Raw genomic sequence first — 24886 nt, 5'->3', positions numbered from 1 at the left:
GTATACTCGGATATCTTATCAGAAATATAAGAGCGCGGCAAAATCATATGTGGTTGCCAAAGGTCTCCAAAGCGCTGTACCGCTGCCTGTGACCACTATTCCAATCCTACTTGCCGTTCGTTCTATTCTTCCTTCGCAGCACTTGTCTCTACAGCTACAGGTACCGGGACAAGCTCCTGCTGGGCGGCTACCGGCTTTTGGACTGGAGCAGCTTTCTTCGTCGTCAGGCCCTTAATCAGTTCTTCCACATCAATCCCTGACACACTCTTCAGCATTTCAGGCGCCGTGGACATCAGCTCGGTCACATAATTGCTCACGCGAGCCGCTCCTTCGCCTTTGCCTGTATCAACAACCGTCAGCTTGTCGATGGATGAGATTGGCTGCGCAATCTTGCCGGCAAGCTCAGGCAGCATTTTTACGATGATGTCGAGCACCGCAGCTTCTCCGAACTTCTGGAATGCTTCGGCGAGTTTCTCCTTGGCATCGGCTTCGGCAAGACCGCGCAGGCGAATGACTTCGGCTTCGGCCGTACCTTTCGCACGCTCGGCATCCGCAACCGCCAGACCATCCAGGCGCTTCTGTTCGGCAGAAGCTTTAGCTTGAGTTTCGATGGAGTACTGCACCGCATCCGCTTCGCGCATCTTGCGGATCCTATCCGCTTCGGCCGCCTGCTCAACAGCATAGCGATCCGCTTCGGCTTTTTTCTTCACGTCTGCGTCGTACTGCTTCTCGCGAATCATGATTTCTTTTTCCTGCAGATCGATTTCGCGTTCTTTACGAACGAGCTCAACCTTCATCTGCTCCTCAACCGCCGTTTGTCTGGCACGGGCTTCCTGGATATGATAGGCTTGGTCCGCTTCGGCCTTGGCCGTATCCTGCTCCTTTTTAAAGGAAGCGACCTTCAGCTCCCGTTCCTTCTCGGCTTCCGCAATATTCGTATCGCGAATTACCTCGGCCTTCTGTCCTTCTTCTTCCGCGCGCGCTTTCTGAATCCGCGCGTCGCGCATCGCTTCCGCTTCGGCAATCTCGGCATCCCGCTTTACCGTAGCGATCCGCGGTTTACCCAGCGCTTCCAGATATCCATGCTTGTCGCGAACGTCCTTAATGGTAAAGGAAACGATCTGAAGTCCCATTTTCTTCAGGTCTCTTGCAGCCACACCCTGAACCTCCTGCGCGAACTTGTCGCGGTTACGGTATACTTCCTCTACCGTCATGGAGCCGAGAATGGCACGAAGATGGCCTTCCAGCACTTCCTGGGCTTCGCCCTTCAGCGCTTCAATCGGCTTGCCCATGAATTGCTCGGCTGCCGTTGCCACGTCTTCGATCGAGCTTCCCACTTTAATGATGGCTACCCCATCGGCCATAACCGGAACGCCTTGCTCCGTGTACACTTCAGGTGTCATGACATCCAGCTTATGAGATAAGAGCGATACAAATTCGGAGCGCTGAAATACGGGGAGTATAAAAGCGCCGCCGCCGCGCACGATTTTGATTTTGCGGCCGGATTCATCCTCCGACAAATTTTTGCTTCCCAAAAAAGAACCGGTTACGATCATCGCTTCATCCGGACTCACCGTTTTGTAACGAGCCCAGAACGCAAGTCCTAACACGACAATGACCCCTACAACAATCGACGGAATTACTAAGTACTCTGGCATTGAATCAATCCTCTCCTTTTCGTTCTTCCAGTTCGGACACTCTCAAGACACCCTCAACAACGTCGACTACCACCACACGGACACCTGCGGCAAGATTTTGACGATCAAAGCTAGACGCGATGTGCGTTGTGTTGCCTGCGCCAATCTTAACCATCACTTCACCGAATCCTTCTGCAGGAAGCGGTACGGTGACAATGCCGATCATGCCCGCCAGCTCCTTTATGGAGAAGCCCGTCGAGTTCTCGCTGTTCTCCATCGGTTTAACGTAGCCGAAGTAGACGAGAATCGAAATGACGATAGCCGCTAAGACAGACAGCGTTACATGGGCACCTGCCGCTAAGTCCGTGTATTTCGTCAGCATGATTCCGGTACCGCCAAATACGGTGATTCCCCCAGCGATTACAACCGGATTGAAAAAATCCACTGACAAAAAGTCCAACAATCCGTCAAGCGCCGAGCTAAGTATGTCGCCAAGCACCACGGTTACGATGGCAAATATCACGCCTCCGATTAGACAGCCCCAATATAACGCTTCCATGTTGATTGCCCCCTCTAGAATTCCTTACTGTGTATAACAAGTAATACGGCAAAATGTTTGCTAAAGTTTCAATTATTTCCCTCAAACGTATGAAAATCTCTTCATATCTATATTCCACGTCCCAATTAAAAGCCTGCACGGCATGAGCCGGCAGGCTTTGAAATGATTCTATTCCTTGTCATATAACGACAGGACAACCCTTATAGTGACATCCGATAAATCTCCACGACGTCTTCACGCTGCAGCTTGCGGAAGTTGCCAAAAGGACCAAACCGCATCGCCTTATCGGCCATAGCCTCGATCTGGCTGTCGTCAATATCGTACGCTCCCAGTGTGCTAGGCGCACCGATGGAAGTCCAGAAGCTGCGAAGCGCTTCAATTCCTTCCAATCCGATGGCTTCATCGCTTTTTCCTGCCGGGTCCACTTCGAATACGTTCACGGCAAGTGACTTGAAGCGCTGAGGATCCGCACTTTGATTATATTTCATCCAATTCGGGAACAGGATCGCCAGTCCGCCGCCATGCGGAATATCGTATACGGCAGATACCGCGTGCTCGATGTTATGGGTTCCCCAGTCACCGGCCATCCCCATATTGATCATGCCGTTGAGCGCCATCGTTCCGCAGTACATGATCGTCTCGCGGTGCTCATAGTTCTCCAGATCCTCAACCAGCTTCGGTGCCGTATCGATAACGGTACGAAGTATCGTTTCGCAGAATCCGTCCTGCACGGGCGTGTTGGTGTCTTGGTGGAAGTAGTGCTCCAGCACGTGAGACATGATATCTACGATACCGTACACCGTTTGATCCCGCGGAAGAGAGAACGTATGTACAGGGTCCAGAATCGAAAATGCGGGGTACGCATGAGGACTTCCCCAGCCCATCTTCTCTTGGGTTACTTCATTGGTGATAACGGAGCCTCCGTTCATCTCCGATCCCGTTGCAGCCATCGTAAGCACCGTTCCAAGCGGAAGACCCGCTTGCGGAGCGGCTTTGCGCTCTACGAAATCCCACATATCTCCGTCATATTTGGCGCCAACGGCAATGGCCTTGGAGCAGTCAAGGACGCTTCCGCCGCCAACGGCCAGAATGAGATCAATGTTATGCTCCCGGCACAATGCCACACCCTTATGAACCGTCGACAGGCGCGGGTTCGGTTCCACACCGGCAAGCTCCGTGACTACCGCATTTGCTTCCCGTAGTAACGCGATAACCTGGTCGTACAGCCCGCTGCGCTTAATGCTGCCGCCACCATATACAAGCAATACGTTCCGGCCGTATTTGGCCACTTCACTACTTAAAGCACTCAGCTTGTCCTTTCCAAAAATCAACTGAGTCGGATTATGAAAGACAAAAGGTCTCATGTACATTACCTCCATGGCATCTTGTTTGCATCTATATTCTATCGTGCATGCTTTTTCATTCTATACCATTCCCATTATGCAAAACAAACAGCCGTCCTTCTCCAGAAAGAGCGGCTGTTTGAATGATGATCCTAATTATCGTTAATCTCATATATCATCAATGAATGTCTATCTGCTGTCTGGAACGTATCCCATATGGCTCAGGAATCGTTGAAATGCCTGTTGCCCTTCTGACGTCTGTTTATATACCCCAGCATGCTCCAAAATGGTCGTGAATTTGCTGCCGACCTCACGGCGTATCAGTTCGGTGGCCCCGGCTTTATCGGATGCGTTCATCCCCCGTCCTCGCAGCTCCTCGATCCAGTCGCCGTGGACGGCGAGCGGATGGTCAGCGGCCTGGCTGTCCGCATACAGCGCCTCGTCCCCCGCCAGAATCTCGGCGATTTGGTCCAGCTCTTCCTTGAGTCTGCCCGGCAGGATCGCCAGTCCCATCACTTCGATCAAGCCGATGTTTTCTTTCTTGATGTGGAACATCTCCCGGTGAGGGTGGAAGATCCCTTCCGGATATTGCTCATTCGTCCGATTGTTCCGCAAAACCAGGTCCATCTCATAGATGCCCTCGTCATTTCGGCGGGCAATCGGAGTCACCGTATTATGGCGGACCCGCTCTCCGTCCACTTCGCTGTACGCTTCAATGTCTGCAGAAGGATCACTGTAGATTTTCCACCCCTCGTATATACTGTTCGCGCATTCAAGTAGGCATTCCCGGTCCTTAGAGGATAGCCGGATAACCGACATCGGCCACTTCACGATGGCCACGGATACGTCCGGGTAATCCCCATGCGCAAATCCGGCCACCTTCGGCGCTTTCTGAATCGGGAAGGTATGTCGTCCCCCTTGAAAATGATCGTGCGTGAGAATCGAGCCCCCGACAATCGGAAGATCCGCATTCGAGCCGAGAAAGTAGTGCGGGTAAGCATCGACGAAGCTCAAAAGGCGGGCAAGCGTCGCTTTGGTCAGCTTCATCGGTACATGGTCATGATGGAATACAATGCAGTGCTCGTTATAGTAAACATATGGAGAATATTGGAAGAACCATGGCTCACCGTTCAACTCCAGCGGAATAATGCGCAGGTTCTGCCGCGCCGGGTGATTGACCCTGCCTGCATAACCCACATTCTCCCGGCAGAGCTGGCACTTCGGATAGATCGGCGGAGGCAGCAGTTTGGCCATGGCGATTTCCTTCGGGCTCTTCTCCGGCTTGGATAGATTGATGGTAATCTCAATATCGCCGTACGCGCTGGCATGCCGCCAGTATTCGTTTTTGGCTACGCGATCCATCCGAATATAGTTGGAATCGATGCACAAATTGTAAAATTGTCGGGTAGCCTCGACGATCCCCTGCTCATGCTCAACCGTCCGGAACCGAGCGGTCACTTCCGAAGGTCTTGCCATGAGACGGCCCATGATTTTGGCGTCCAGCAAGTCCCGGTACGTATCTGTATTTTCCGGGATCATGCCATGCGCCGCACCGTAATCAATCAGGATATCGAGCATAGCCTGAGGCCCATCCGGTATTAGGTCGTTCACTTCGTCACCGTACGGTTCGCTGAATCCGAAATCCTCCAGCAGCAGATTGCGGCTGTAATCCGCATCCGCTGCCTGGATCAGGCCTTTATGAAGCGCAAATCGCACCAGCATTTCTATCGCATGAAGGACCTGCTTGGATTCGGGAGTACTTGATGTTGCAGCATTCATGTTCATCGTCCCCCTTGGATTAATTGTCACCGTAACCGTCCGGACGGCTGCTGTGCCACTTCCATGCGCTCTCGATAATCTCCTCAAGCGTCGTTCTGGATGGCGTCCATCCGAGAACCGTTCGCGCTTTATCCGATGACGCCACCAATACCGCAGGGTCACCTGCACGGCGAGCTTCCATGACAACCGGAATATCGGCACCCGTCACCTGCTTCGATGTCTCGATTACTTCCTTCACCGAGAACCCGAGCCCGTTCCCGAGATTAAACACATTGCTGGATTCCCCGCGGCGGAGGTAATCAACCGCGCGCAGATGCGCATTTGCCAGATCGCTGACATGAATGTAATCACGGACACACGTGCCGTCAGGCGTTGCGTAATCGTCGCCAAACACCGAGATGCTTGGGCGCTGCTTCAAAGCGGTTTGCAGAACAAGCGGGATCAGATGGCTCTCCGGCCGATGATCCTCGCCGATCTTTCCGCTGGCATGCGAGCCGGCTGCGTTAAAGTAACGAAGGGATACATACTTCACCCCAAGCACGGTATCGAACCAGGACATCATCCGTTCCATCATCAGCTTGGTTTCCCCGTACACGTTCGTCGGCTGGGTCCGGTCCGTTTCCTCGATCGGCACCTTCTCAGGCTCGCCGTAGGTTGCGGCCGTTGACGAGAAGACGATCTTACGCACGCCCGCTTCATTCATGGCTTCCAGCAGGCACAGCGTCCCGTATACGTTGTTATCGTAATATTTCACCGGATCTTTCATGCTCTCGCCAACCAGAGAATTCGCGGCAAAATGGATAACGGCATCAATCTCATTTTCCGAGAACAACTGCTTCAGCAGCGCCTTGTCGCGCAGATCGCCGACATACAGCTTTCCGCCCAGCAGCGCTTCGCGATGTCCCGTCTCCAGGCTGTCGATCACAACAACTTCTTCCCCTTGCTCCAAGAGCTCCGCTACGGTGTGAGAACCGATGTAACCCGCTCCGCCAGTCACTAAAATAGCCATATTATTCGCCCTCCTTCACTTCATGTACGCCTTGACCTACGCCGCATACGTAGAAGTCCGGCTTCAGTCCCGTTCTGGCTTCGTACTGCTGTCCCACTTCCGCGATGAAACGTTCCACCGCGTCCTCGTGTACGAGGGATACCGTGCAGCCGCCAAAGCCGGCTCCGGTCATTCTGGAACCGATCGTACCCGGAATCCGCTGAGCTTCTTCCACCAGCGCATCCAACTCGTCGCCCGTAACTTCGTACAGATAACGCAAAGAGTCATGGGACTGGTTCATGTATTGTCCGAATGCTTCCAGATCACCGTTCTTCAAGGCCTCCACGGAATCATGCACACGCTGGTTTTCCTCGACGACATGCTGGGCGCGTCTTCGGACCGTTTCATCGCGGATGCTGTCCTGCAAGGTTACGAATTGATCCGGATTCAGTTGAGCGAGATACGATAACGCCGGCAGCTCCTTCTGCAAAATTTCCAAAGCGCGGTCGCACTCGCTGCGGCGTTCATTGTATTTGGAATCGACGAGTCCGCGCCGTTTGTTGGTATTCGAAATCACGATTTTGTATGCTCCGGTCCGGAAAGGCACCAGCTCATACTCCAGCGTATCGCACATTAACAGAATGGCATGATCCTGCTTGCCGTTGGCTACGGCGAATTGATCCATAATGCCGGAGTTGACGCCGACGAACAAGTTCTCCACCCGCTGCGAAAGCTTCGCGATCTCCACCGTATCCGTCTCCTTGCCTTCCATTTTCAAGAAGGCGTAAGCCGTGACCACTTCGATGGACGCCGAGGACGAGAGGCCCGCGCCGTTCGGGATATCCCCATGGTAGAGCAGGTCGTAGCCGCTGCTAAGAGTGCAGCCGATTTTATTCAGCTCCGTTATGACGCCGACCGGGTAATCCGTCCATTGATCGCTTTTGTAGCCATAATCCTCACCCAGGCTGATTGTTAGTTCATAGGGGATATTGGTGGATGAAAAGCTCACCTTGTTATCGTCACGCGGTCTGATAATCAAGGTTGTGCCAAACTCCAAGGCTGCCGGAAGCACATAACCCCCGTTGTAATCCAAGTGTTCCCCGATCAGATTCACGCGTCCGGGTGCGTTAAATATGCGAACCTTATGCTGGCTCTCACCGTGCTTGTCCATAAATCTTTCCATAAGCTGTTGCGTCGTCACTGCCCATCACTCCATCCTGTACATATGGTAGTTTTACTGTCTTCAGTATAATGGAAATCTCGTTAACCGATAATGAAATCTTGTGCGTTACATATGGATTTATGTGACTTCTGGGGGTACAATGAATTTATAAAATCAACGATGTCCCCGCAGTTCCTCTTTTTCCCAAACTTATTGTAAAGGAAAATGAATGATGAAACCAACCTATTCTGTTGCTTCCAATCCTGCGCAGCAAGGCAGCGGTTCGCTCCACGTCCGATTCGCCGGCGAGAGCCAGACCCGGCCGGAACATGCATTGGGGCCGAAAATATACGATCATTACTTATTGCATATCATCGAGTCGGGACATGGCGTATTTCGAACCGAAACCGACAGGTATCAGCTCGGCCCCGGCGACTGCTTCCTGATCCATCCCGGCCAAATTGTCAGTTATGTATCCGATGCGAGCCATCCCTGGCGTTACCGGTGGGTCGCCTTTGATGGAGAACACGCCGGCGAAGGCGTATACCATTCGGGACTCACACAAGATAAGCCTGTTCTCCATCTCATGGAGAACAATCCGATTCCCGGCTATGTGTCTCTCATTCAAAGCCATTTTCAATCCAGGGAAGAAAGCTCCCATATCGCTGCCATCGGTTATCTGCATTTAATCTGGGCTGAGATCATGAATCGGAGTGATCGGCCGTCCCGTTTAACGCTGGCAGAACCGCAGGTTCAGCGTACGGTGAAGCAGATGATCAATTACATGGCTTCTCAATACGCTCATCCCGTCTCGATTGAACAAATGTGCGCAAGCCTGGGCTACAACCGCGCGTACCTGTCGCGCATCTTCAAGCAGGAAACGGGCATGACTCCGATTACGTATCTGCTTAAATTAAGAATCGACCAATCCAAGCGGCTGCTGCGCGAACGTCCCGACTTGTCCATCGAGCAGGTTTCCGCATCCGTCGGGCTCACCGATCCGCTCTATTTCTCGCGTCAGTTCAAGCGTCTCGTCGGCCGATCCCCGACGCGATACCGCAAGGATATCCTCTCATCATCCGCACATACTTAACGATATCGTCTGCCCGATAGATCTAAACGAAAAAGGAGCGCCTGTCAGGTCTGTAATCATCCTGAGGCGCTCCATTCATGTATGTTGGTATCTATGATGTTCTGTTCAGCATCCATTCATTAGTGGTACATGATCTACCCCTCTGCAGAAGAGGCGTTTTCCGTTTTCAGGATCGCTTCAATGCGATCCAGTTCTTCCTTCGAGAACTCCAGGTTGTTCAAGGCAGCCACATTGTCTTCGATCTGGCTCACCTTGCTTGCCCCGATCAAAGCAGATGTCACCCTGCCGCCACGGAGGACCCAGGCGAGGGCAAATTGGGCGAGACTCTGGTTCCGCGCTTGGGCGATTTGGTTCAAAGCTCTGATCTTGCGCAGCACCTCGGGCGTGATATTGCTTTCGTTCAAGAATACGGATGCGCTTGCGGCGCGTGAATCGCCAGGCACGCCGTTCAAATACTTGTTGGTGAGGAGTCCTTGAGCAAGCGGAGTGAATGCGATGCTTCCGACCCCGTTCTCTTCCAGACAATCCAGTAATCCGTTCTCCACCCAGCGATCCAGCATGGAATAGCTTGGTTGATGGATGAGCAGCGGAGTTCCCAGGCTTTTCAGAATCGATATCGCTTCCCGCGTCTTCTCCGGCGAATAATTGGATACTCCAACATAAAGCGCCTTGCCTGAACGAACAAGATGATCCAGGGCTGCCATGGTTTCCTCCAGCGGCGTTTCCGGATCCATCCGATGATGATAGAAAATATCGACGTAGTCCAGGCCCATTCGTTTCAAGCTCTGATCGAGACTTGCTACCAGATATTTGCGCGACCCGAAGTCACCGTAGGGTCCCGGCCACATATAATAGCCCGCTTTGGACGAAATGACGATTTCATCACGGTAAGCCTTAAGATCCCTTGAGAGAACTTTACCGAACGTCTCTTCGGCAGAGCCTGCAGGCGGTCCGTAATTGTTCGCCAGATCGAAGTGGGTAATGCCCAGATCGAAGGAGCGCGTAATCATATTACGCCCGTTTTCATACGAGTCGACACCACCGAAATTATGCCATAATCCAAGGGAGATCGCCGGAAGTTTCAATCCGGATCGCCCCACGCGGTTATACTTCATTCCTTCATAGCGGTCTTCACTAGCCACATAGGTCACTTGCAATCCCTGCCTCTCTAAGTGATAGGTCCATTGCTAAATTCCATCTTAACGTGTTTGAACGTCCTTTGACAAGAAAACGATTACAGACATAGATGCAGCAGCACGCCTCCGCTGTCGCCGTTACGTACGGATCAGCTTATCCACCTGCGTCATGACCTGACCGATCCGATCCGCAATCAAGAGGCCTGCCCGGTGATCGTAAGGGGTTGGATCTGCATTCAGCAAAGCTACCTTGCTTCCATGAAAATAGGATATCAAACTCGCAGCGGGGTGTACCGTCAGGGAAGTCCCGCCAATAATCAATAAATCCGCCGTCGATATTTCCTGAATCGAGCGCATGATGATGTTCTGGTCCAATTCCTCTTCATACAGTACAACATCCGGCCTCACCAGCCCTCCGCAATCCTTGCAGCGCGGGACGGTTTCCTTGATGTCCAGAATATCCTGCAGGCTGTAGTGCCTGGAGCAATCCATGCAATAATTGCGATGCACAGAGCCATGAAGCTCCAACACCTCGGAACATCCTGCGGTCTGATGCAAACCGTCGATATTTTGCGTAATCACCGCCTTCAGCTTACCGTCATGTTCCAGTCTCGACAATAGACGGTGACAGCCGTTCGGCTGTGCATGCGGGTGAAGCATCTTGCTTCGGTAAAAGTCGTAGAACACTTCCGGATGCTTCATGAAAAAAGTGTGGCTGAGCATGACCTCCGGCGGATACGGAGATTGGTGCTCGCTCTGGTATAGTCCGGCTGCCGAACGGAAGTCAGGAATCCCGCTCTCCGTGGAGGTACCGGCTCCCCCGAAAAAAACAATGTAGTCGCTCGCTTCGATCCATGTTGCCAACTGCTCGATTTTTTCCCTGTTCTCCACTCTTTTACACCTCCGTACAGCCCTTAAAATAACACGTCTACCTGTGCACGTCTAATTCATTATAATCGGATATGACGACATCGGCATCTGTCAGATGTACAGGTTCCCCTTCATCTGTCAATAAACCCACAGCCAGAGCGGCGCCTGCTTGCTTCGCCATTTGCATATCCGCGTTGCTGTCACCGATCACCACCGCTTCCTCGGGCATAATCCCAAGCAGTCGGCATGCAGTCTCCGTCATTTCCGGGTGCGGCTTGCCGTTTCGAACCTGATCTCTTCCCAAAATGGCCGTAAAGGAAGAGTGAAGCCCCATCCACTCCAACTGCTCCACGGCATTTGAAGTATCATCCGAAGTAACCACGGCCATCTTCACGGAAGCCAAGCTACACTTCTTCAGAAAATTCTCAAGCCCCGGCATCGGGAATGCCGGCTTCTGCTGACGAACTTCATACATGGCATTTTTCGTAATTTGATGGACCTGCATAATTGCCTCGTTCCAGGGCATTCCCGCAGCATACAGCTGCCAGGCTAGCAGCCCGTTTGTCTCCTCCACGGTGCCCATGGCGAGCGGACCCTGAACATCGTAACCCGACACCCGCCCGTTAGCATCATGATTTGTGCCCAGCACCTGCTCTTTCGGCAGCGTGAAGCCGGCTCCCATTAATTCCAGCCGTTCCTCCATGAATTTGAGCACATAATCGGCCCATCCTCCCCACAGCGCCATGAAATGGAGCAGCGTTCCGTCTTTATCAAACAAAATCCCTTTGCAGGGAACGGTTCGTCCCTTCACTTGAACAAACGGCAATGTAAAAAACCTCCCTATCCTATTCTTGATCATACTCTTATTAAACCATGAAATAAACTCTGATTTAAACGGAATTAACGCTGGGATTCAGAAATCGATCCGATATGGAAATTTACCAATCTTTAGTCGAATGTTTTGATTCATGACAAATAAGCCGTGGTAAGTAACATATACGCATAGCAAATACGACGGTAAAGGAGTGATTTGTGATGGCAAACAGCAGCAATCGAAAGATGACCCGCGAAGAAGCAGGACGTCTTGGCGGCGAAGCGACCGCGAAAAAGCATAGCCGAGAATTCTACCAGGAAATCGGCAAAAAAGGCGGCAAAGCGACGTCCAAGAACCATAGCCGCGAGTTTTACCAGGAGATCGGTCAAAAGGGCGGCGAAGCTACCTCGCGGAATCATAATCGTGAATTCTATCAGGAAATTGGCCGCAAAGGCGGCAAGAAATAGCATCATCACTCAAAAAGAAGCCTGTTCCCGCCCTAGGGGAGCAGGCTCTTTACATGCCATCGCGACAGGCTTCTTTCCATCGCTTCCTATTAATATCATGTAGAAAAACCTACCTTTTTGTGATAGACTCATTTAAAACCTATTCGCTGTTTACAGGTACCCGGCTGCTTTGCCGGAAGACCGCGCTAAAGCGTAACAATTTTATAATAGATCTGGGGGGAAATCGACATCATGACAACCAAAAAAATGCGTTCAGACATGATCAAAAAAGGCTTTGACCGCGCGCCGCACCGCAGCCTTCTGCGTGCAGCAGGCGTTAAGGAAGAGGATTTCGGCAAACCGTTTATCGCCGTATGTAACTCTTACATCGACATCGTTCCAGGTCATGTGCATCTACAGGAATTCGGTAAAATCGTGAAGGAAGCGATCCGTGAGGCCGGCGGCGTTCCGTTCGAATTCAACACCATCGGCGTGGATGACGGAATTGCCATGGGACATATCGGCATGCGCTACTCGCTGCCAAGCCGCGAGATCATAGCGGACTCCTTGGAAACCGTCGTATCCGCTCACTGGTTCGACGGTATGGTATGTATCCCGAACTGTGACAAAATTACGCCCGGCATGCTGATGGGTGCCCTGCGCGTTAATATTCCGACGGTGTTTGTCAGCGGCGGACCGATGAAAGCCGGCGTGGACAGCAAAGGCCGTAAATTGTCCCTGACCTCCGTATTTGAAGGCGTGGGCGCTCACCAGGTCGGCAAAATCAATGATGATGAGCTCCTGGAATTGGAACAATTCGGTTGTCCAACCTGCGGATCCTGCTCCGGCATGTTTACCGCCAACTCCATGAACTGTCTCGCCGAGGCGCTCGGTCTGGCTCTCCCAGGCAATGGTACCATTCTTGCCATCGCCGAAGAGCGCAAAGAATTCGTTAGACAATCCGCCAAACAATTGATGGAGCTCGTAAAAATGGACCTCAAGCCGCGTGATATCGTTACCGTTGAAGCGATCGACAACGCGTTTGCGCTGGATATGGCGATGGGCGGCTCCACCAACACGGTGCTTCATACGCTGGCTCTCGCTCAAGAAGCCGGTCTCGATTACCCGCTGGAGCGGATCAATGAAGTTGCTGACCGCGTTCCTCACATCTCCAAGCTGGCTCCAGCTTCGGATTACTTTATTGAAGACGTACACTTGGCGGGCGGTGTGAGCGCGGTTCTGCATGAGCTTCTCAAGAAGCCGGGCGCACTGCATGGGGATTGCATCACCGTAACAGGCAAGACGCTGGCCGAGAACGTAGCGGGCTGTGAAATCCAGGATCAGAACGTCATCCATCCGATCGATTCCCCGTATTCCGAGCGCGGTGGTCTCGCAGTACTGTATGGTAATCTGGCTCCAGAAGGCTCGATCATCAAAGTCGGTGCCGTTGATCCATCGGTTGGCGGATACCATAAAGGGCCTGCCATCTGCTTTAACTCGCAGGATGAAGCGCTTAGCGGTATAGCTAACGGGAAGGTCAAGGAAGGTCATGTGGTTGTCATTCGTTATGAAGGGCCGAAGGGCGGACCGGGCATGCCGGAAATGCTGGCGCCGACCTCCCAGATCGCAGGTATGGGGCTTGGAGCTAAAGTCGGTCTGATCACAGACGGACGCTTCTCCGGTGCTTCCCGTGGCATCAGCATCGGGCATATCTCGCCGGAAGCGGCAGAAGGCGGACCTATCGCTTTCGTTGAAGACGGAGATATCATTGAGCTTGACCTGAATAACCGGACCATACAATTGCTGGACGTTTCCGATGAGGAAATGGCTGTACGCCGCAGCAAATGGGTTGACTTCGAACCGAAGGTAAAGACCGGTTATCTCGCTCGCTACTCGAAGCTTGTGACGAACGCCAGCTCAGGCGGCGTATTGAAAATCTAACTCATACAAAGCAAAGGGGTTATCCCTCGCAGGCATTGGTAAGCCTGCGAGGATAACCCCTTTTTTATATCCAAATTACATCTTAGAGATAATCCATACATAATGACAGTAAACAAATCGGTTCGATGAACTACATGCCCTGCGATGCACTGGCAACCGCCAGGTCACCCACATGTTCCTGTTGTATTTCCTGCTGCTCCTCGGATGGAGGCTGAAGCTGACTCTTCTTCTCAGCATAACGCCCGATCAGAACATCCACCGGCATCATGAGCATCTTCGGCTCCATAATATGACTGCCCTCTTTAAGACGGGCCTGCCCTTTCGGGTGGATGACGCTAAGCAGCAGTTTCAGATAAAGTCTGGACGAGCTGGCAAACAGTCCCCGCGGTAAATCCATGACAAGGAATCCGAATTGCTCCGGTCCCCGTGAAATCATAGTTACAGCATACAATCCCTTGATATCCTTGTACTCGGGCCGTTCCAATACCATATTAGCCATAGAAGGCAGGTCTTTCTGCACGGCACGAATCATTTTGATGGCGAGCTGTACTTCCGAACGGGAGCGGCTGCCGATCTCGAACAATTTTTTGTTATCAAAATGGAGCTCCAGCACCTGGTCTCCCTTTTCAAGCCGGCTGCCATCTTCCATCACAACCGTTTTACCGGTAAAAGCACGCTTCCGGAAATGCAGCATCGGATCTGCCGGAGTAACCGTTTCGAGTGCAAATACCGCATGAAATCCTTTTTCCCACAAAAGCCACAACGAGACGATCATACGCTTGAGAGGAGACAGCTTCTTCGCTTTCGCTTTGCTTTCCTTCGCCATCATGTCGTCGATTCGGATGCTTCTCATTCCCTTCTGCTCTGCGACTTTGAGAACACGTTCCAACGCGATCAGCATTTGCTCTGGTGCATCGGGGTTCGCCCCCATCGTCGTGCCGCAGTCATGAAGGAGCATGACCTCGCCACCGCTAAGCTTGGCAAGCATTCGCTGCGTTAGCTTGTCGGCGCCAATCTTGCTCCGCCAATCATTAAACATCGACGACCATAGGATAATGCGGCAGCCGGTATTCTTGGCAAAATCGAATAAATTCACGATTCCCCATGGCGGTCTGTAATAACTCGAACGTTCACCGGTGATGGAGTAAATAATATCATCCGTGCGCTTGACTTGTTTACGGACGGTGACCGGCCGCATGAACCAATTGCTCTTGTGAACATAGTTGTGAATCCCGATCAGATGACCTTCACTATGAATGCGTTTTACAACCTCTGGATGTTTCTCGGCATGAGAACCCACCAGGAAAAACGTCGCCTTCATATTATACTGCTTCAAAAGATCCAGCAGTCTTGGTGTATAGAACGGATCAGGACCATCATCAAAGGTTAAGGCGAAGTCGTTCGAGCCTGTTCCCCTGCGAAATACTCGGAAACCAAATATCCGGGTCAAGATGCCGGGAATGAATGCATAAAAAGATGAAAGGTAAAACAACCATAGCAGTAATGTTTGCATGCTTACTCCCCGCTTTTTATTTCTTTTTCTAATGAACCCACTATTATTATTTTAGCATAGCACTTAAAGAAATAGGCTTTTTTTTCACAAATCGTGTACAATGATATCAATTAATAAAGTATAAAGGAGCCGATATCCCACTATGCTTCCCTTGTATAAAAAATATTGGAGAACCGCCTTCGATATAGGTTTAATCGTGCTTACGGTTTACCTGATCATGTTCATATTCAGCAAGCTGTACCAAATTGCGGCTCCGGTGTTTTTATCTTTCCTCGTTTTCCTGATTATCGAGCCTTTCTCCAAATTCTTGCACCGCAGGGGGTTGCCAAAACCGTTTGCCGCCGCGATATCCGTTCTGCTCTTCCTGCTCGTTATCCTGGGCATCCTGTTCGGAGCCGGGGCGCTCATCGTATCGCAGTTCATGAATCTGCAGGATAATTTGCCGGGTTATACCAAAACGATCCAGAAGCATTTCTCAGAGAGCCTGATGTTTCTCCAATCCAAGCTCGACGCGCTGCCACCGGATCTGACCGACCGTCTGAACGGTTATTTTCAGGACATTACCACTTTTGCCCAGGGTGCAGCCGAGTCGTTCTTCCATTATGTCGTTGGCTTTATGGGGTCGTTCTCCTCGTTCATCGCGAATTTCGGGGTTGCGATCATCCTTGCCTTCTTCCTGAGCATTGAGATCGGCAGCTGGCGGAGAATTGCCAAAGACAAGACGCCAAAGACCCTCAAGACGGCTTTTGTTTTCCTCAAGGAAAATGTATTCAAGGCGATTGGCTCGTATTTAAAAGCCCAGATGAAGCTGGTCAGCATTACCTTTGTCATTGTATACATAGGACTCTTAATATTAGGTACGGGAAATTCCTTGTCCGTTGCGCTCATCTGCGCTGTGTTCGATGTACTGCCGCTGCTGGGTGTTCCCGTTATTCTTATTCCGTGGATTACCTATTTGTTCATCGTCGGCAACACCGGGCTTGCCATTGGCTTGATCGTACTGCTTGCCGTAGTTGTGATTTCCAGACAGCTGCTTGAGCCAAAAATTACAGGAAACTCGATCGGCGTATCCTCTGCATTTCTGATGCTGTCCTTCATGATGATCTCGCTGTCCATTTTTGGAGTTGCCGGTTTGATCCTGGCTCCCATCCTGCTGATTCTCATCAAGGAATTGCTTACCCAAGGATATCTGAAGCAGTGGATCCGGCTGCCGAGCGAAGAATTCGATGTGTCCCCTTGGGACATGTCCCGCTCTTACGCAGAGCCGGAGGCCGATTCAACGGAAGCCAAGAAATCGGAAACCTGACCGAATACGTCGGTTGCCTGATTGCTGCTGTTCGGGCTCCGATTCTCAACCAATACAGCCACGGCATAACGTGGCTTTTCCACTGGGCCGTACCCGACAAACCACTGGTTGTTTCGGGGACGGCCTTTTACTGTTACCTGAGCCGTTCCGGATTTACCGGCAAGAGTCCATTTGCGATTTTTTAATGAGCTGCCAGTTCCCTCTTCGACAACATCCTTCATCCACTCGAGCAGGATGGAAGAGGTTTCACGGGAAATCCCCTTTCCTGATGTTTGCTCCTTTAGCGGATCCGTATCTTGAAGCAACTGGCCGTTAGCATACCGGATCTGCTGTAAAATACGGGGCTTGGTCTTCACCCCGCCATGAAGGAGCGTTACTATCGCATTAGCAGCTTGCAGCGGGGATACGGCAGCGTCTCTTTGGCCTATGCCTGTCTGAACCCTGACACCTGCATCAGAGGCGTCCACAGAACTGGAAAACACCGTGCCCTTCTCTTCATGATCCAATGGCGCGAAGGAACGGAGCCCCAGAAACTGCTGGGATTTCCAACCTACCGTTTGCCCGAAACCCAGCGCGGAGGCCGCCTCCGCCATTTGCTGAGCAGATAATCTCTCCGCAAGTACAGCAAATACGACGTTGCATGACTCCGCGAAGCCTTCACGAAGATCAATCGTTCCATGCCCTCCCTTTTTCCAGCAGGACATTCCGAACTTACCGTATTCGCCATCACAATGGAAGTGTTCACCTTCAGAGCTTAACCCATTGTCAAGTATGGCTGCAGCCGTGACTAACTTGAAGATGGACCCTGGCGTGGCTGCTTTCAACCCGCGGTTCTCCCACTGACCATCCTTCGGGTGAATCTGCTCCGGATCGTAGAAGGGTCTGGAAACCATGGCCACGATGTCCGCATTTCGGGCATCCAGTACAACAACCGCCCCTTCTTTCATGCCCGCTTTCTCCGTTATGGCCTCAATCCCTTGTTGAATATCGATATCAATCGTGGTGGTTACCCGTAACGGATAGTACCGATTGTCAGGCGCCTTCACCATCGGCTTGATATCCTGAATGACTTCATTGGTGCTGTTAACCGGAAAATAGACGATAGTCGGCCCTTGTCCCCGTATCAATGAATCCATCGTTTTCTCCAATCCACTGGTTCCGGTAACCTCCGGATCATCGTCAAAGAACAGGCTTTCCTTACGCTGACCGGACACAAAACCAAGCCACTGCATTCCCGATTGGCGATGGCCGTACCGCTGCTCATAAGGAAGAACCTTGAGTTTAGGTAGTTCAAGTTCTTGAATCTGCGTTATCTGATCTTTGGTTAAGGAACGAGGAATGAGGGAGTTGTCTCCATGCCACAATTCTGGCTCCTTTAACTTGCCCCAAGTCTGTATCAAATGATCCTTATTCGTTCCCAGTATACGGGCCAGCTTCACTAACTGTTTATGGGAATTCTTCAGTTCCTTCTCGCCAGCAGGAAACAACACGGCTGCCCAGATGAGTTTGCCCGTGAGCGGTTTTCCGTTCCGATCCGTAAAATGTCCGCGACCGGAATCCAGTACAATGCCCCGCTCCCTCTGTATCAGCGATGCCTCTACCATCGTATGCCGGCTGCCGGGAACCCGCTGATGCTTCATCACGAGTTGTACCCATCCAAGACGCAGCGTCAAAACGGCAATTAAAATCGTCAGTATCAGCCATCCGTATGTAATTCGCTTATTGCGGATAAGCCTCATGTCTTGCTCCTCCAATATGGTCTATGGTCTCATCATTATTTCCATATGGAACCTGACTCAATCACGTTCACTTCTCTACCAAAAATGAGCTCTCCAAAAAAAGACCACTCTTGATTAAAACATTGACTTTTAATCCGGTTTCTTTGGTTGCTTCCAGGGCGGGTCACCATATTTATGCAAATACTGATTTATTTTGAACAGGGTGAAAGGAACAATGATGAGCAGCAGCGAGCATATTATTACAAGCGGATTTAACAAAAGATCGTAGCGAAGGTCCATCATTTCCCCTCTTTTCTATTCGGTACCGGTAATGGTTCCAATGGTTCTGACTTTTGCGTCAACGTTCACATGAATCTTGCATTGCGAAAATATATTTCGACCACGGTCCCAGTCATTCTTATAACGCATCCATGTGCCATATTCACGCTCTTGGCATTTTTTCCAAAATCCCAGGAAGTCGGTTTTATAATCGTTCTGCGCCTTAAGAATAACGTCCATGGCAATTTGCTTGATCCGTTGCTCTGCCTTGCGTTTGATTTCTCCGTTTAATTCGCGTAGGTTTTCATTCTCATCCAGCTCTGATTCCCCAATATTGCCTCTGACCGAAATTTCAACATGAAACTCAGGAAGTCCCCGGTCATCCAGATGAACGCGAACGATCCGGTTGAATTCCCTGACCTCATAAACGAGCTGCTTGCCTTGAACAACAAGTTCCAATGATGCTGTTTTAACCGTTCCTTGCATCATATTGCGGCCCGTGGTTTCATCATTGTCCAGAAAGCCTTTGAACTCGTAGTTCTCACCGTTAAACACTGCGGCACCACTGGTGGATATTCTGTCATCTTCCGTGATGGAAACCTTGGGTAGTGCATAACTGGACTTGGATAACAGAAAATTATGCAGCTCCCCAATATTGGTAGGAGGCGTGATGGATTCACTCTTGTCTTTATTCTCTTGCGTTGAACGAATGTATTGCACGGGCAAGGTTTCAATTTTCGAATGGATCTCCAGTATCTTGCTTGCCTCTCCATGAGCAACCATAATATTGGAAGCTCTTCGGTTCTCCGGATCCCTGACGAATAAATCCAGTACATCACCTACGTGCTCCGTTCCAACCAGCCCCTCCGAGATGATGATTACTTGGTTATGGGCAAGATAAGGAGAGCGGCTGATCTCATTCGACATCTTCCGCGCCGCCTTGAATACGCTGTCCGCCGTTGCGGACAGATTGATAAAAGGGCTTCCTCCCTCATTCTTCTGGCCGCTGGACCCTTTCATCTGCGTAGGCACGACAATTTGAAATGTAAGCTTAATTTGTCCACCCTCTGCTGCATCAAGGGCAGTACCTACTACAAATCCACGCTCCTCAATTTCTATGCGGTCCCAGCAGCCTGCGATAGGCCACACCAGCATGAACACGATGAGGATCCGAAGCATGCTAGCCATCACCCTTCACCCCCCGAACCATGGCCACCAAAAGCAGCAGAGCCGGAAGCACCCAAGCGAATCCAATTCCCATATAACTGATCCATTCGGCAAATACATTGAGCTCTCGAAGTGTGCTTGGCAATAAACCGAGGATGAACAGGATCGGTGCTATAACAAGGATCATCGTAAATCTACGATATTTAGGGAACACGGATTCCAGTGCCAGTAAAGCTACATCAAACGCCATCGCATTCGTGCTGAATAACGTCATCAGCCAGATGACAAAAAAGAAAAATTCAAACCGTTCAAATATCCCTCCAGGGACCTCAACCTCTTTAGCCAATTCGGCTAACGGATACAGCGTATTGGAGACCACCATCGGTCCAAAAACGCCAATGACAAAAACGAAAATAATGAAGTAGATCAAGATGGGTATCAATACCCCCCGGAAGATGGAACCGAGAAGCTTGCTTTTCCTAACAACGTAAATGTTATAGAACAGCATGATCTCCAGCCCTAAATAGGAGAATACCGTATCCTTTGAAGTGATAACGATTTTTCTCCAATCGGTTTTAAACACAGGTAACAGATAATGCACGTTTAAACTTCCGAGATTCAAGAAAACGATGAGCAGCATGATCGATACAACGATGGGGAAAAAAATCAGATTCAAGCGCAGCAAAGCGATGCTTGGCCCCGCGACAGCGTAGATGAGCACTAGTAAGTAAACCAAACCGATGATTTCCTCTGGCGTGTTATCAAATAGATATAGTCTCGTGATTGTGGATACCCCGCGCACTTGATAACTGACAAACAACAAGAGGTAAAGACTGATCAGCAGCGTCACCACATGGGCTGCTTTTCGATTCATGATGATCGTTGCCATCGCATGATAATTTTTACCGGGAAACCTCGAAGCCAACGTCCCGATCGCCCATGCAAATCCAAGAGCGATCATGCCGCCGAGCATGATCGACATCCAGCCATCCGAGAAAAGGGTATTCCTTGCAATCGTATTAGGGAGCGTAAGGATCCCGAGCCCTATCAACATATTGCTAACTGAATATACTATCTCTTTACTGCCAATCGTTTGATTACTTAGTTGGTTATGGTTCATTTCGAATCACCGCTTTTTTGCCCGATGGATGTCTTGGGGCTTCATAAATAAAGGTCTGCGCGTAAGCCAAGTCACCGGCACGCGGATGAACATATCCTTCCAATCGTGCTGAACAGAGGGAGCAACGGGGCTCAGATATGGGATTCCAAAGCTATGCAGCCTCATCAAGTGGATACAGATCATGATAAAGGTCAGCACAATCCCATACAGTCCCAGAAAGCTTGCAGCAATCATGATCGCAAAGCGCAGCATTCGAAAAGATATGCCTGCGCTGTATGACGGAATGGCAAAAGACGATATCGCTGTCAGAGCCACAATGATAACCATAATCGGGCTCACGATCCCCGCCTGAACCGCAGCCTCGCCTATTACAAGTCCACCGACAATGCCAATCGTCTGACCTATCGGCTTGGGTAGGCGGATTCCCGCTTCACGCAGCAATTCCAGTGTAACCTCCATCAGTAAGGCTTCGATCACCGCAGGAAAGGGTACCCCTTCCCGAGAAGCAGCAATCGAGAATACGAGCTTAAATGGGATCATCCCAGGATGAAAAGACAGAATGGCAATATACAGCGCGGGTAGAAACAAGGTAATTCCGATAGCCGCAAGGCGCAGCAAACGTATTAGCGAGCCAATACTCCATCGTTCATAATAATCTTCGGGGGAATGTAACAGAGAAACGAAAGTAAAAGGAAGAAGAAGCGCAAAGGGGGTACCATCCAGCAAAATCGCAACTTTTCCCTGCAGCAATGCTGATGTCACTTTATCAGGTCGTTCGGTATTCAGAATCTGAGGAAACGGCGATAAAAAGCTGTCTTCAATCCATTGCTCAACCGTCCCCGATTCAGGGGCATAATCAAGATCCAGTGACTTCAGCCTGCGGTTAACTTCTTTGATCAGATCCGGATTCGTCAGCCCTTTCATATAGACGACCGCAAGTGACTGATTCGACCGCCTGCCGATGGTGTGGGGCTCGATCGTCAGATTAGGCTCACGAATATGTCTTCGCAGCAAGGAGATGTTGGTGTAGATACTCTCCGTGAATCCTACTCTCGGACCGCGAACCAGCGCTTCCGTTTGAGGCTCCTCAATACTGCGTGCCGGCCACTTCCGGCTCTTGATCAGTAAGACCTCATCCGTCCCCTCCAACATGAGAACCGTATCGCCCGACAGTATGACTGGAATGACTTCATCCCAGCGTCTCGTTCGGTTGGTGATCTGCGGAGATATCATCCGGTTCTCAATCTCATGGAGCATCATATGAGTATTCATCATGGATTCCTGGGAGAGTTCCTGATTATGCTGGATCGGCTGGATAATCTGCTCCTTAATCAACAATGGATCAGATAACCCCTCGAGGCTGACAATAGCAGAGGTATAAGTGCTCCCTCCAACCTGCAGCACTTTCGTGGTGAGGTCGCTAGGATCGTTGAGTAACAAGCTAAATGTTTTCAGGTTTTCCTTAAGATTCGTTGACAGGAATTCAGGTGTGTGACCAGGCTGCCTTGTATTCAAGTGACCTCGACTCCTTCAACCATATTCTTTGCTATCATTTCCTCTGAAAGTTATTTTTATCCGGTATCGAAATAGCCGCGCAAAGTGGAGCCAATGCTTCTTATGCTTATTCCAAATACTTTGCGAGGCCCCCAACCCATAAATGCGAATACAGAATGGCTTTGGCTTCGCTGAAAGCTTATACATTCTGTAATCTGAAAAAAAGGCTGCCCCATCAGCTTAAACTGATGGAACAGCCTTTGAATTATGCAATCAATCTTACAGTCTAAAACGAGACAAGGTCTCTTTCAGTTCATTCGATACATTCTCCAGCTGCGATGATAGATTAACCAGCTGACTGCTGACGCTTTGCTGCTCTGTGGAGAGAGAAGCCACCTCTTCCGAAGTTGCAGAGGATTCCTCGGCTACCGCGCTCACATTACTCATCGCTTCCGAAAGTACATTCTGAGATTCATTCAGTTCATCAATCGAATGCGTTACCGAATCCAAGGACTCGATAAAGTCGACCATCTGCTGCTGAACGGATACGAAGATATCGTTCGTTTCCTTAACAGCATTCATCTGTCCTTTGAAGAGTGGGTTCGCATCCAGCAACACCTGCACGGTCTCATTCATCTCGGTCATGATGCGATCGGTAATCTGGCTGACCATATCGATGGATTGTCTGGATTGGTCTGCCAACTGACGGATTTCATCGGCCACGACCATAAAGCCTCTGCCAGCCGCCCCTGCTCGGGCTGCTTCGATTGTTGCATTCAATGAGAGGATATTCGTTTGCTTCGTAATGTTCTGAAGTACGTCAAGCACTTTGACAACCGATGAAGTCGTCTCCTTCAAGCCATCGACCTTATGCATCATCGAGCGGGTCATATCCTCGGTCTGATGGGTCTTATCCAGCAAGTCACTCAAATGCTTCGTTCCAAGCTCACTCGCGCTTTCCACGTGACGGGCCGATTTGCCCATCTCTTCGTTGGCTGAAACGACCATTTGCATCTGCTTCGAGATGTTGTTGGTCAGATCGCTGCCGCGTTCGGCTTCTACCGCCAGACTGCTGGCACCGTTGGCAATTTCCTCGGTAGCTACGGCAATTTCTTTGGCGGAAATAGCCGTCTTCTTCGAGGCATCGCTTAACTCGGTTGCCGTTCTAAGCACTTCCTGAGCGGTATTGCTCGTTTGCTGCACGAGTCCGGTGATCTGCTCCATCATATCGTTAAAGCTTGCGGAGAGCTGACCGATTTCATCCTGACTCTTATGGTCTGTACGAACATTCAAGTTGCCTTTGGCGCCTTCCTTCATCAACAGGTTAAGCTTGCCTAACGGACGGGCAATCATTCTTACCATCCAAATCCCGATCAGAATGGCAAAGATAACGTCGATGGCAGCCACGATAAGCGTGATGACCAGTATGCTGGACGCATCCTTTGTGAGCTCGCTGGTTTGGACAGAACCTACGAGCTTCCAATCGTTGGTGTTCAGCGTATTATAAACCGCCAGCACATTTCTTCCTTGCTCATCCTTCGTTCTTACGTCATCCGTTTTGGTGTCGGCCGGAAACTCCTTCGCAAACGTCCAAGCAGTTTCCGAACCCACAATGGAGGACTCGCTGGAGGAAACAACGATGCCTTCCGGACTGATCAATTGCAGTTGGCCGTTCTCGCCCAGGTTGATTCCCTTCAGCTGCGTATCCAGCACCGAGGCGTTAAGTTCAAACATAACCACATACGTTGAAGTTAGATCATTCATAGACCCCAAAGAACGGGCAATCGTGAAATATGGAGCTCCGCTGTTCTGCATCGTTGGCAGCCACATAATCTTCTTGTCGCCTTCCTTCAGCTCGGTATACCAGCTTTGCTCAAGGACGGTTTTGGAGGATTCCGAGGCCTGACCTGCCGATATGATCTTCTCTCCCTTGGTAGGAATCAGATATATGGCTCTGATCGACGAATCCGATGTGATCTGATTGGATAGTTTATCCCGAATGCTGCGTTCCACCGTAAACGAATCGTAATCGCTTAATTTTTTATCCGTGTACTCCGACAATAACTTCTGCAATTCAATGTCATAGAAGATTTGTCTACCGGCATTCTCATACTTCTCCAGAATGATGTCGATTTTCTCAGAGGTTTGAATGATCGTCTGCTGATTGCCGTTCGCAGCATTCTTCTCAATCGTGCTCTTCGCCTTATCGTACGACAGATAACCCAAGACGATCACAAAAAATACAATCGCTGACAAAAAGATCAGGAACAACCGGATACCGACGGATTTCGCCGGGTTCATCGGCATCCGGCCTATAGCCGTTCCCACGTTTGAAAAAAACGACTTGGCAGTATGTATCCCTGTTGATGCCGAAGGTTTTTTCTTTTTCTCTTTGATTCCTCCGGGCTTCTTGTCCTTCTTCGGTTTCTTATCATGCTGCTCAACTTCTGACATTAGCTGTTCACCTACCACAATCATATTATTAATACGTCGGTCCAATCCCTTGAAACGTATTCGTTAC

Annotated in this window: 18 protein-coding genes and 1 pseudogene; 4 read left to right on the top strand and 15 right to left on the bottom strand. The window is 50.5% G+C overall.

Annotated elements, in window-relative coordinates:
- Positions 1–122: 122 nt before the first annotated feature.
- From PAEVO_RS00460 to PAEVO_RS00435, 6 genes are all read right to left on the bottom strand, one after another.
- The gene (locus PAEVO_RS00460) at positions 123–1658 is read right to left on the bottom strand and encodes a flotillin family protein (RefSeq protein ID WP_100535801.1); all 1536 of its coding nucleotides are present in this window, start codon (positions 1656–1658) and stop codon (positions 123–125) included.
- A gap of 4 nt (positions 1659–1662) precedes the next feature.
- Positions 1663–2196: an NfeD family membrane protein gene (locus PAEVO_RS00455; protein WP_100535800.1), complete on the bottom strand. Its 534-nt coding sequence runs from the start codon at positions 2194–2196 to the stop codon at positions 1663–1665.
- 200 nt (positions 2197–2396) lie between these two features.
- On the bottom strand, positions 2397–3560 hold the full coding sequence (locus PAEVO_RS00450; protein WP_100535799.1) for an iron-containing alcohol dehydrogenase: 1164 nt from the start codon (positions 3558–3560) through the stop codon (positions 2397–2399).
- Positions 3561–3728: 168 nt separating this feature from the next.
- Positions 3729–5318, bottom strand: coding sequence for a UDP-glucose--hexose-1-phosphate uridylyltransferase (locus tag PAEVO_RS00445; protein ID WP_100535798.1), 1590 nt, complete (start codon positions 5316–5318; stop codon positions 3729–3731).
- Positions 5319–5337: 19 nt separating this feature from the next.
- Positions 5338–6327 carry a UDP-glucose 4-epimerase GalE gene (gene galE, locus PAEVO_RS00440; protein ID WP_100535797.1) on the bottom strand — a complete coding sequence of 330 codons (990 nt, stop codon included), beginning with the start codon at positions 6325–6327 and terminating at the stop codon, positions 5338–5340.
- 1 nt (position 6328) lies between these two features.
- Positions 6329–7489 carry a galactokinase gene (locus PAEVO_RS00435; protein ID WP_481856476.1) on the bottom strand — a complete coding sequence of 387 codons (1161 nt, stop codon included), beginning with the start codon at positions 7487–7489 and terminating at the stop codon, positions 6329–6331.
- 208 nt (positions 7490–7697) lie between these two features.
- On the opposite strand from PAEVO_RS00435, the gene PAEVO_RS00430 reads away from it, so the two are divergent.
- Positions 7698–8561 (top strand): AraC family transcriptional regulator, encoded by an 864-nt coding sequence (locus tag PAEVO_RS00430; protein ID WP_100535795.1) that lies wholly within the window; start codon positions 7698–7700, stop codon positions 8559–8561.
- Between the two features lie 134 nt (positions 8562–8695).
- Here PAEVO_RS00430 and mgrA read toward each other — a convergent pair whose 3' ends face one another.
- The 3 genes from mgrA to PAEVO_RS00415 form a co-directional block, all read right to left on the bottom strand.
- Entirely contained in the window at positions 8696–9712 is a 1017-nt protein-coding gene (gene mgrA, locus PAEVO_RS00425; protein ID WP_100539274.1) for an L-glyceraldehyde 3-phosphate reductase, read from the bottom strand.
- A gap of 123 nt (positions 9713–9835) precedes the next feature.
- Positions 9836–10588, bottom strand: a complete 753-nt coding sequence (locus tag PAEVO_RS00420; protein WP_100535794.1) for an NAD-dependent protein deacylase — start codon at positions 10586–10588, stop codon at positions 9836–9838.
- Positions 10589–10625: 37 nt separating this feature from the next.
- Positions 10626–11393, bottom strand: coding sequence for an HAD family hydrolase (locus tag PAEVO_RS00415; protein WP_100535793.1), 768 nt, complete (start codon positions 11391–11393; stop codon positions 10626–10628).
- A gap of 209 nt (positions 11394–11602) precedes the next feature.
- Between PAEVO_RS00415 and PAEVO_RS00410 the strand changes: the two are divergent.
- Positions 11603–11842 (top strand): annotated as a pseudogene (locus PAEVO_RS00410) (KGG domain-containing protein); the annotation flags it as partial.
- A 237-nt stretch (positions 11843–12079) separates the two neighbouring features.
- The gene (gene ilvD, locus PAEVO_RS00405; protein ID WP_100535791.1) at positions 12080–13768 is read left to right on the top strand and encodes a dihydroxy-acid dehydratase; all 1689 of its coding nucleotides are present in this window, start codon (positions 12080–12082) and stop codon (positions 13766–13768) included.
- Positions 13769–13898: 130 nt separating this feature from the next.
- Here ilvD and PAEVO_RS00400 read toward each other — a convergent pair whose 3' ends face one another.
- On the bottom strand, positions 13899–15281 hold the full coding sequence (locus PAEVO_RS00400) for a polysaccharide deacetylase family protein (RefSeq protein ID WP_100535790.1): 1383 nt from the start codon (positions 15279–15281) through the stop codon (positions 13899–13901).
- 142 nt (positions 15282–15423) lie between these two features.
- On the opposite strand from PAEVO_RS00400, the gene PAEVO_RS00395 reads away from it, so the two are divergent.
- Positions 15424–16587: an AI-2E family transporter gene (locus PAEVO_RS00395; protein ID WP_100535789.1), complete on the top strand. Its 1164-nt coding sequence runs from the start codon at positions 15424–15426 to the stop codon at positions 16585–16587.
- On the opposite strand, the gene PAEVO_RS00390 is transcribed toward PAEVO_RS00395, so the two are convergent.
- From PAEVO_RS00390 to PAEVO_RS00370, 5 genes are all read right to left on the bottom strand, one after another.
- A complete protein-coding gene (locus PAEVO_RS00390) occupies positions 16536–18326 on the bottom strand; it encodes a peptidoglycan D,D-transpeptidase FtsI family protein (RefSeq protein ID WP_100535788.1) in 1791 nt (596 codons plus the stop codon). The genes PAEVO_RS00395 and PAEVO_RS00390 overlap by 52 nt on opposite strands.
- A 294-nt stretch (positions 18327–18620) precedes the next feature.
- On the bottom strand, positions 18621–19772 hold the full coding sequence (locus PAEVO_RS00385) for a Ger(x)C family spore germination protein (RefSeq protein ID WP_100535787.1): 1152 nt from the start codon (positions 19770–19772) through the stop codon (positions 18621–18623).
- Positions 19765–20871, bottom strand: coding sequence for a GerAB/ArcD/ProY family transporter (locus tag PAEVO_RS00380; RefSeq protein ID WP_100535786.1), 1107 nt, complete (start codon positions 20869–20871; stop codon positions 19765–19767). Before PAEVO_RS00380 ends, PAEVO_RS00385 begins: the two co-directional genes overlap by 8 nt.
- Before the next feature lie 6 nt (positions 20872–20877).
- The gene (locus PAEVO_RS00375; RefSeq protein WP_100535785.1) at positions 20878–22386 is read right to left on the bottom strand and encodes a spore germination protein; all 1509 of its coding nucleotides are present in this window, start codon (positions 22384–22386) and stop codon (positions 20878–20880) included.
- A gap of 258 nt (positions 22387–22644) precedes the next feature.
- The gene (locus PAEVO_RS00370; RefSeq protein WP_100535784.1) at positions 22645–24819 is read right to left on the bottom strand and encodes a methyl-accepting chemotaxis protein; all 2175 of its coding nucleotides are present in this window, start codon (positions 24817–24819) and stop codon (positions 22645–22647) included.
- Positions 24820–24886: the final 67 nt, after the last annotated feature.

Source organism: Paenibacillus sp. GM2FR (genome assembly GCF_002803325.1).
GTDB lineage: Bacteria > Bacillota > Bacilli > Paenibacillales > Paenibacillaceae > Paenibacillus_AQ > Paenibacillus_AQ lautus.
The sequence above is the reverse complement of the archived record's forward strand: the minus strand, read 5'-3'. Positions and strand labels throughout refer to the sequence as shown.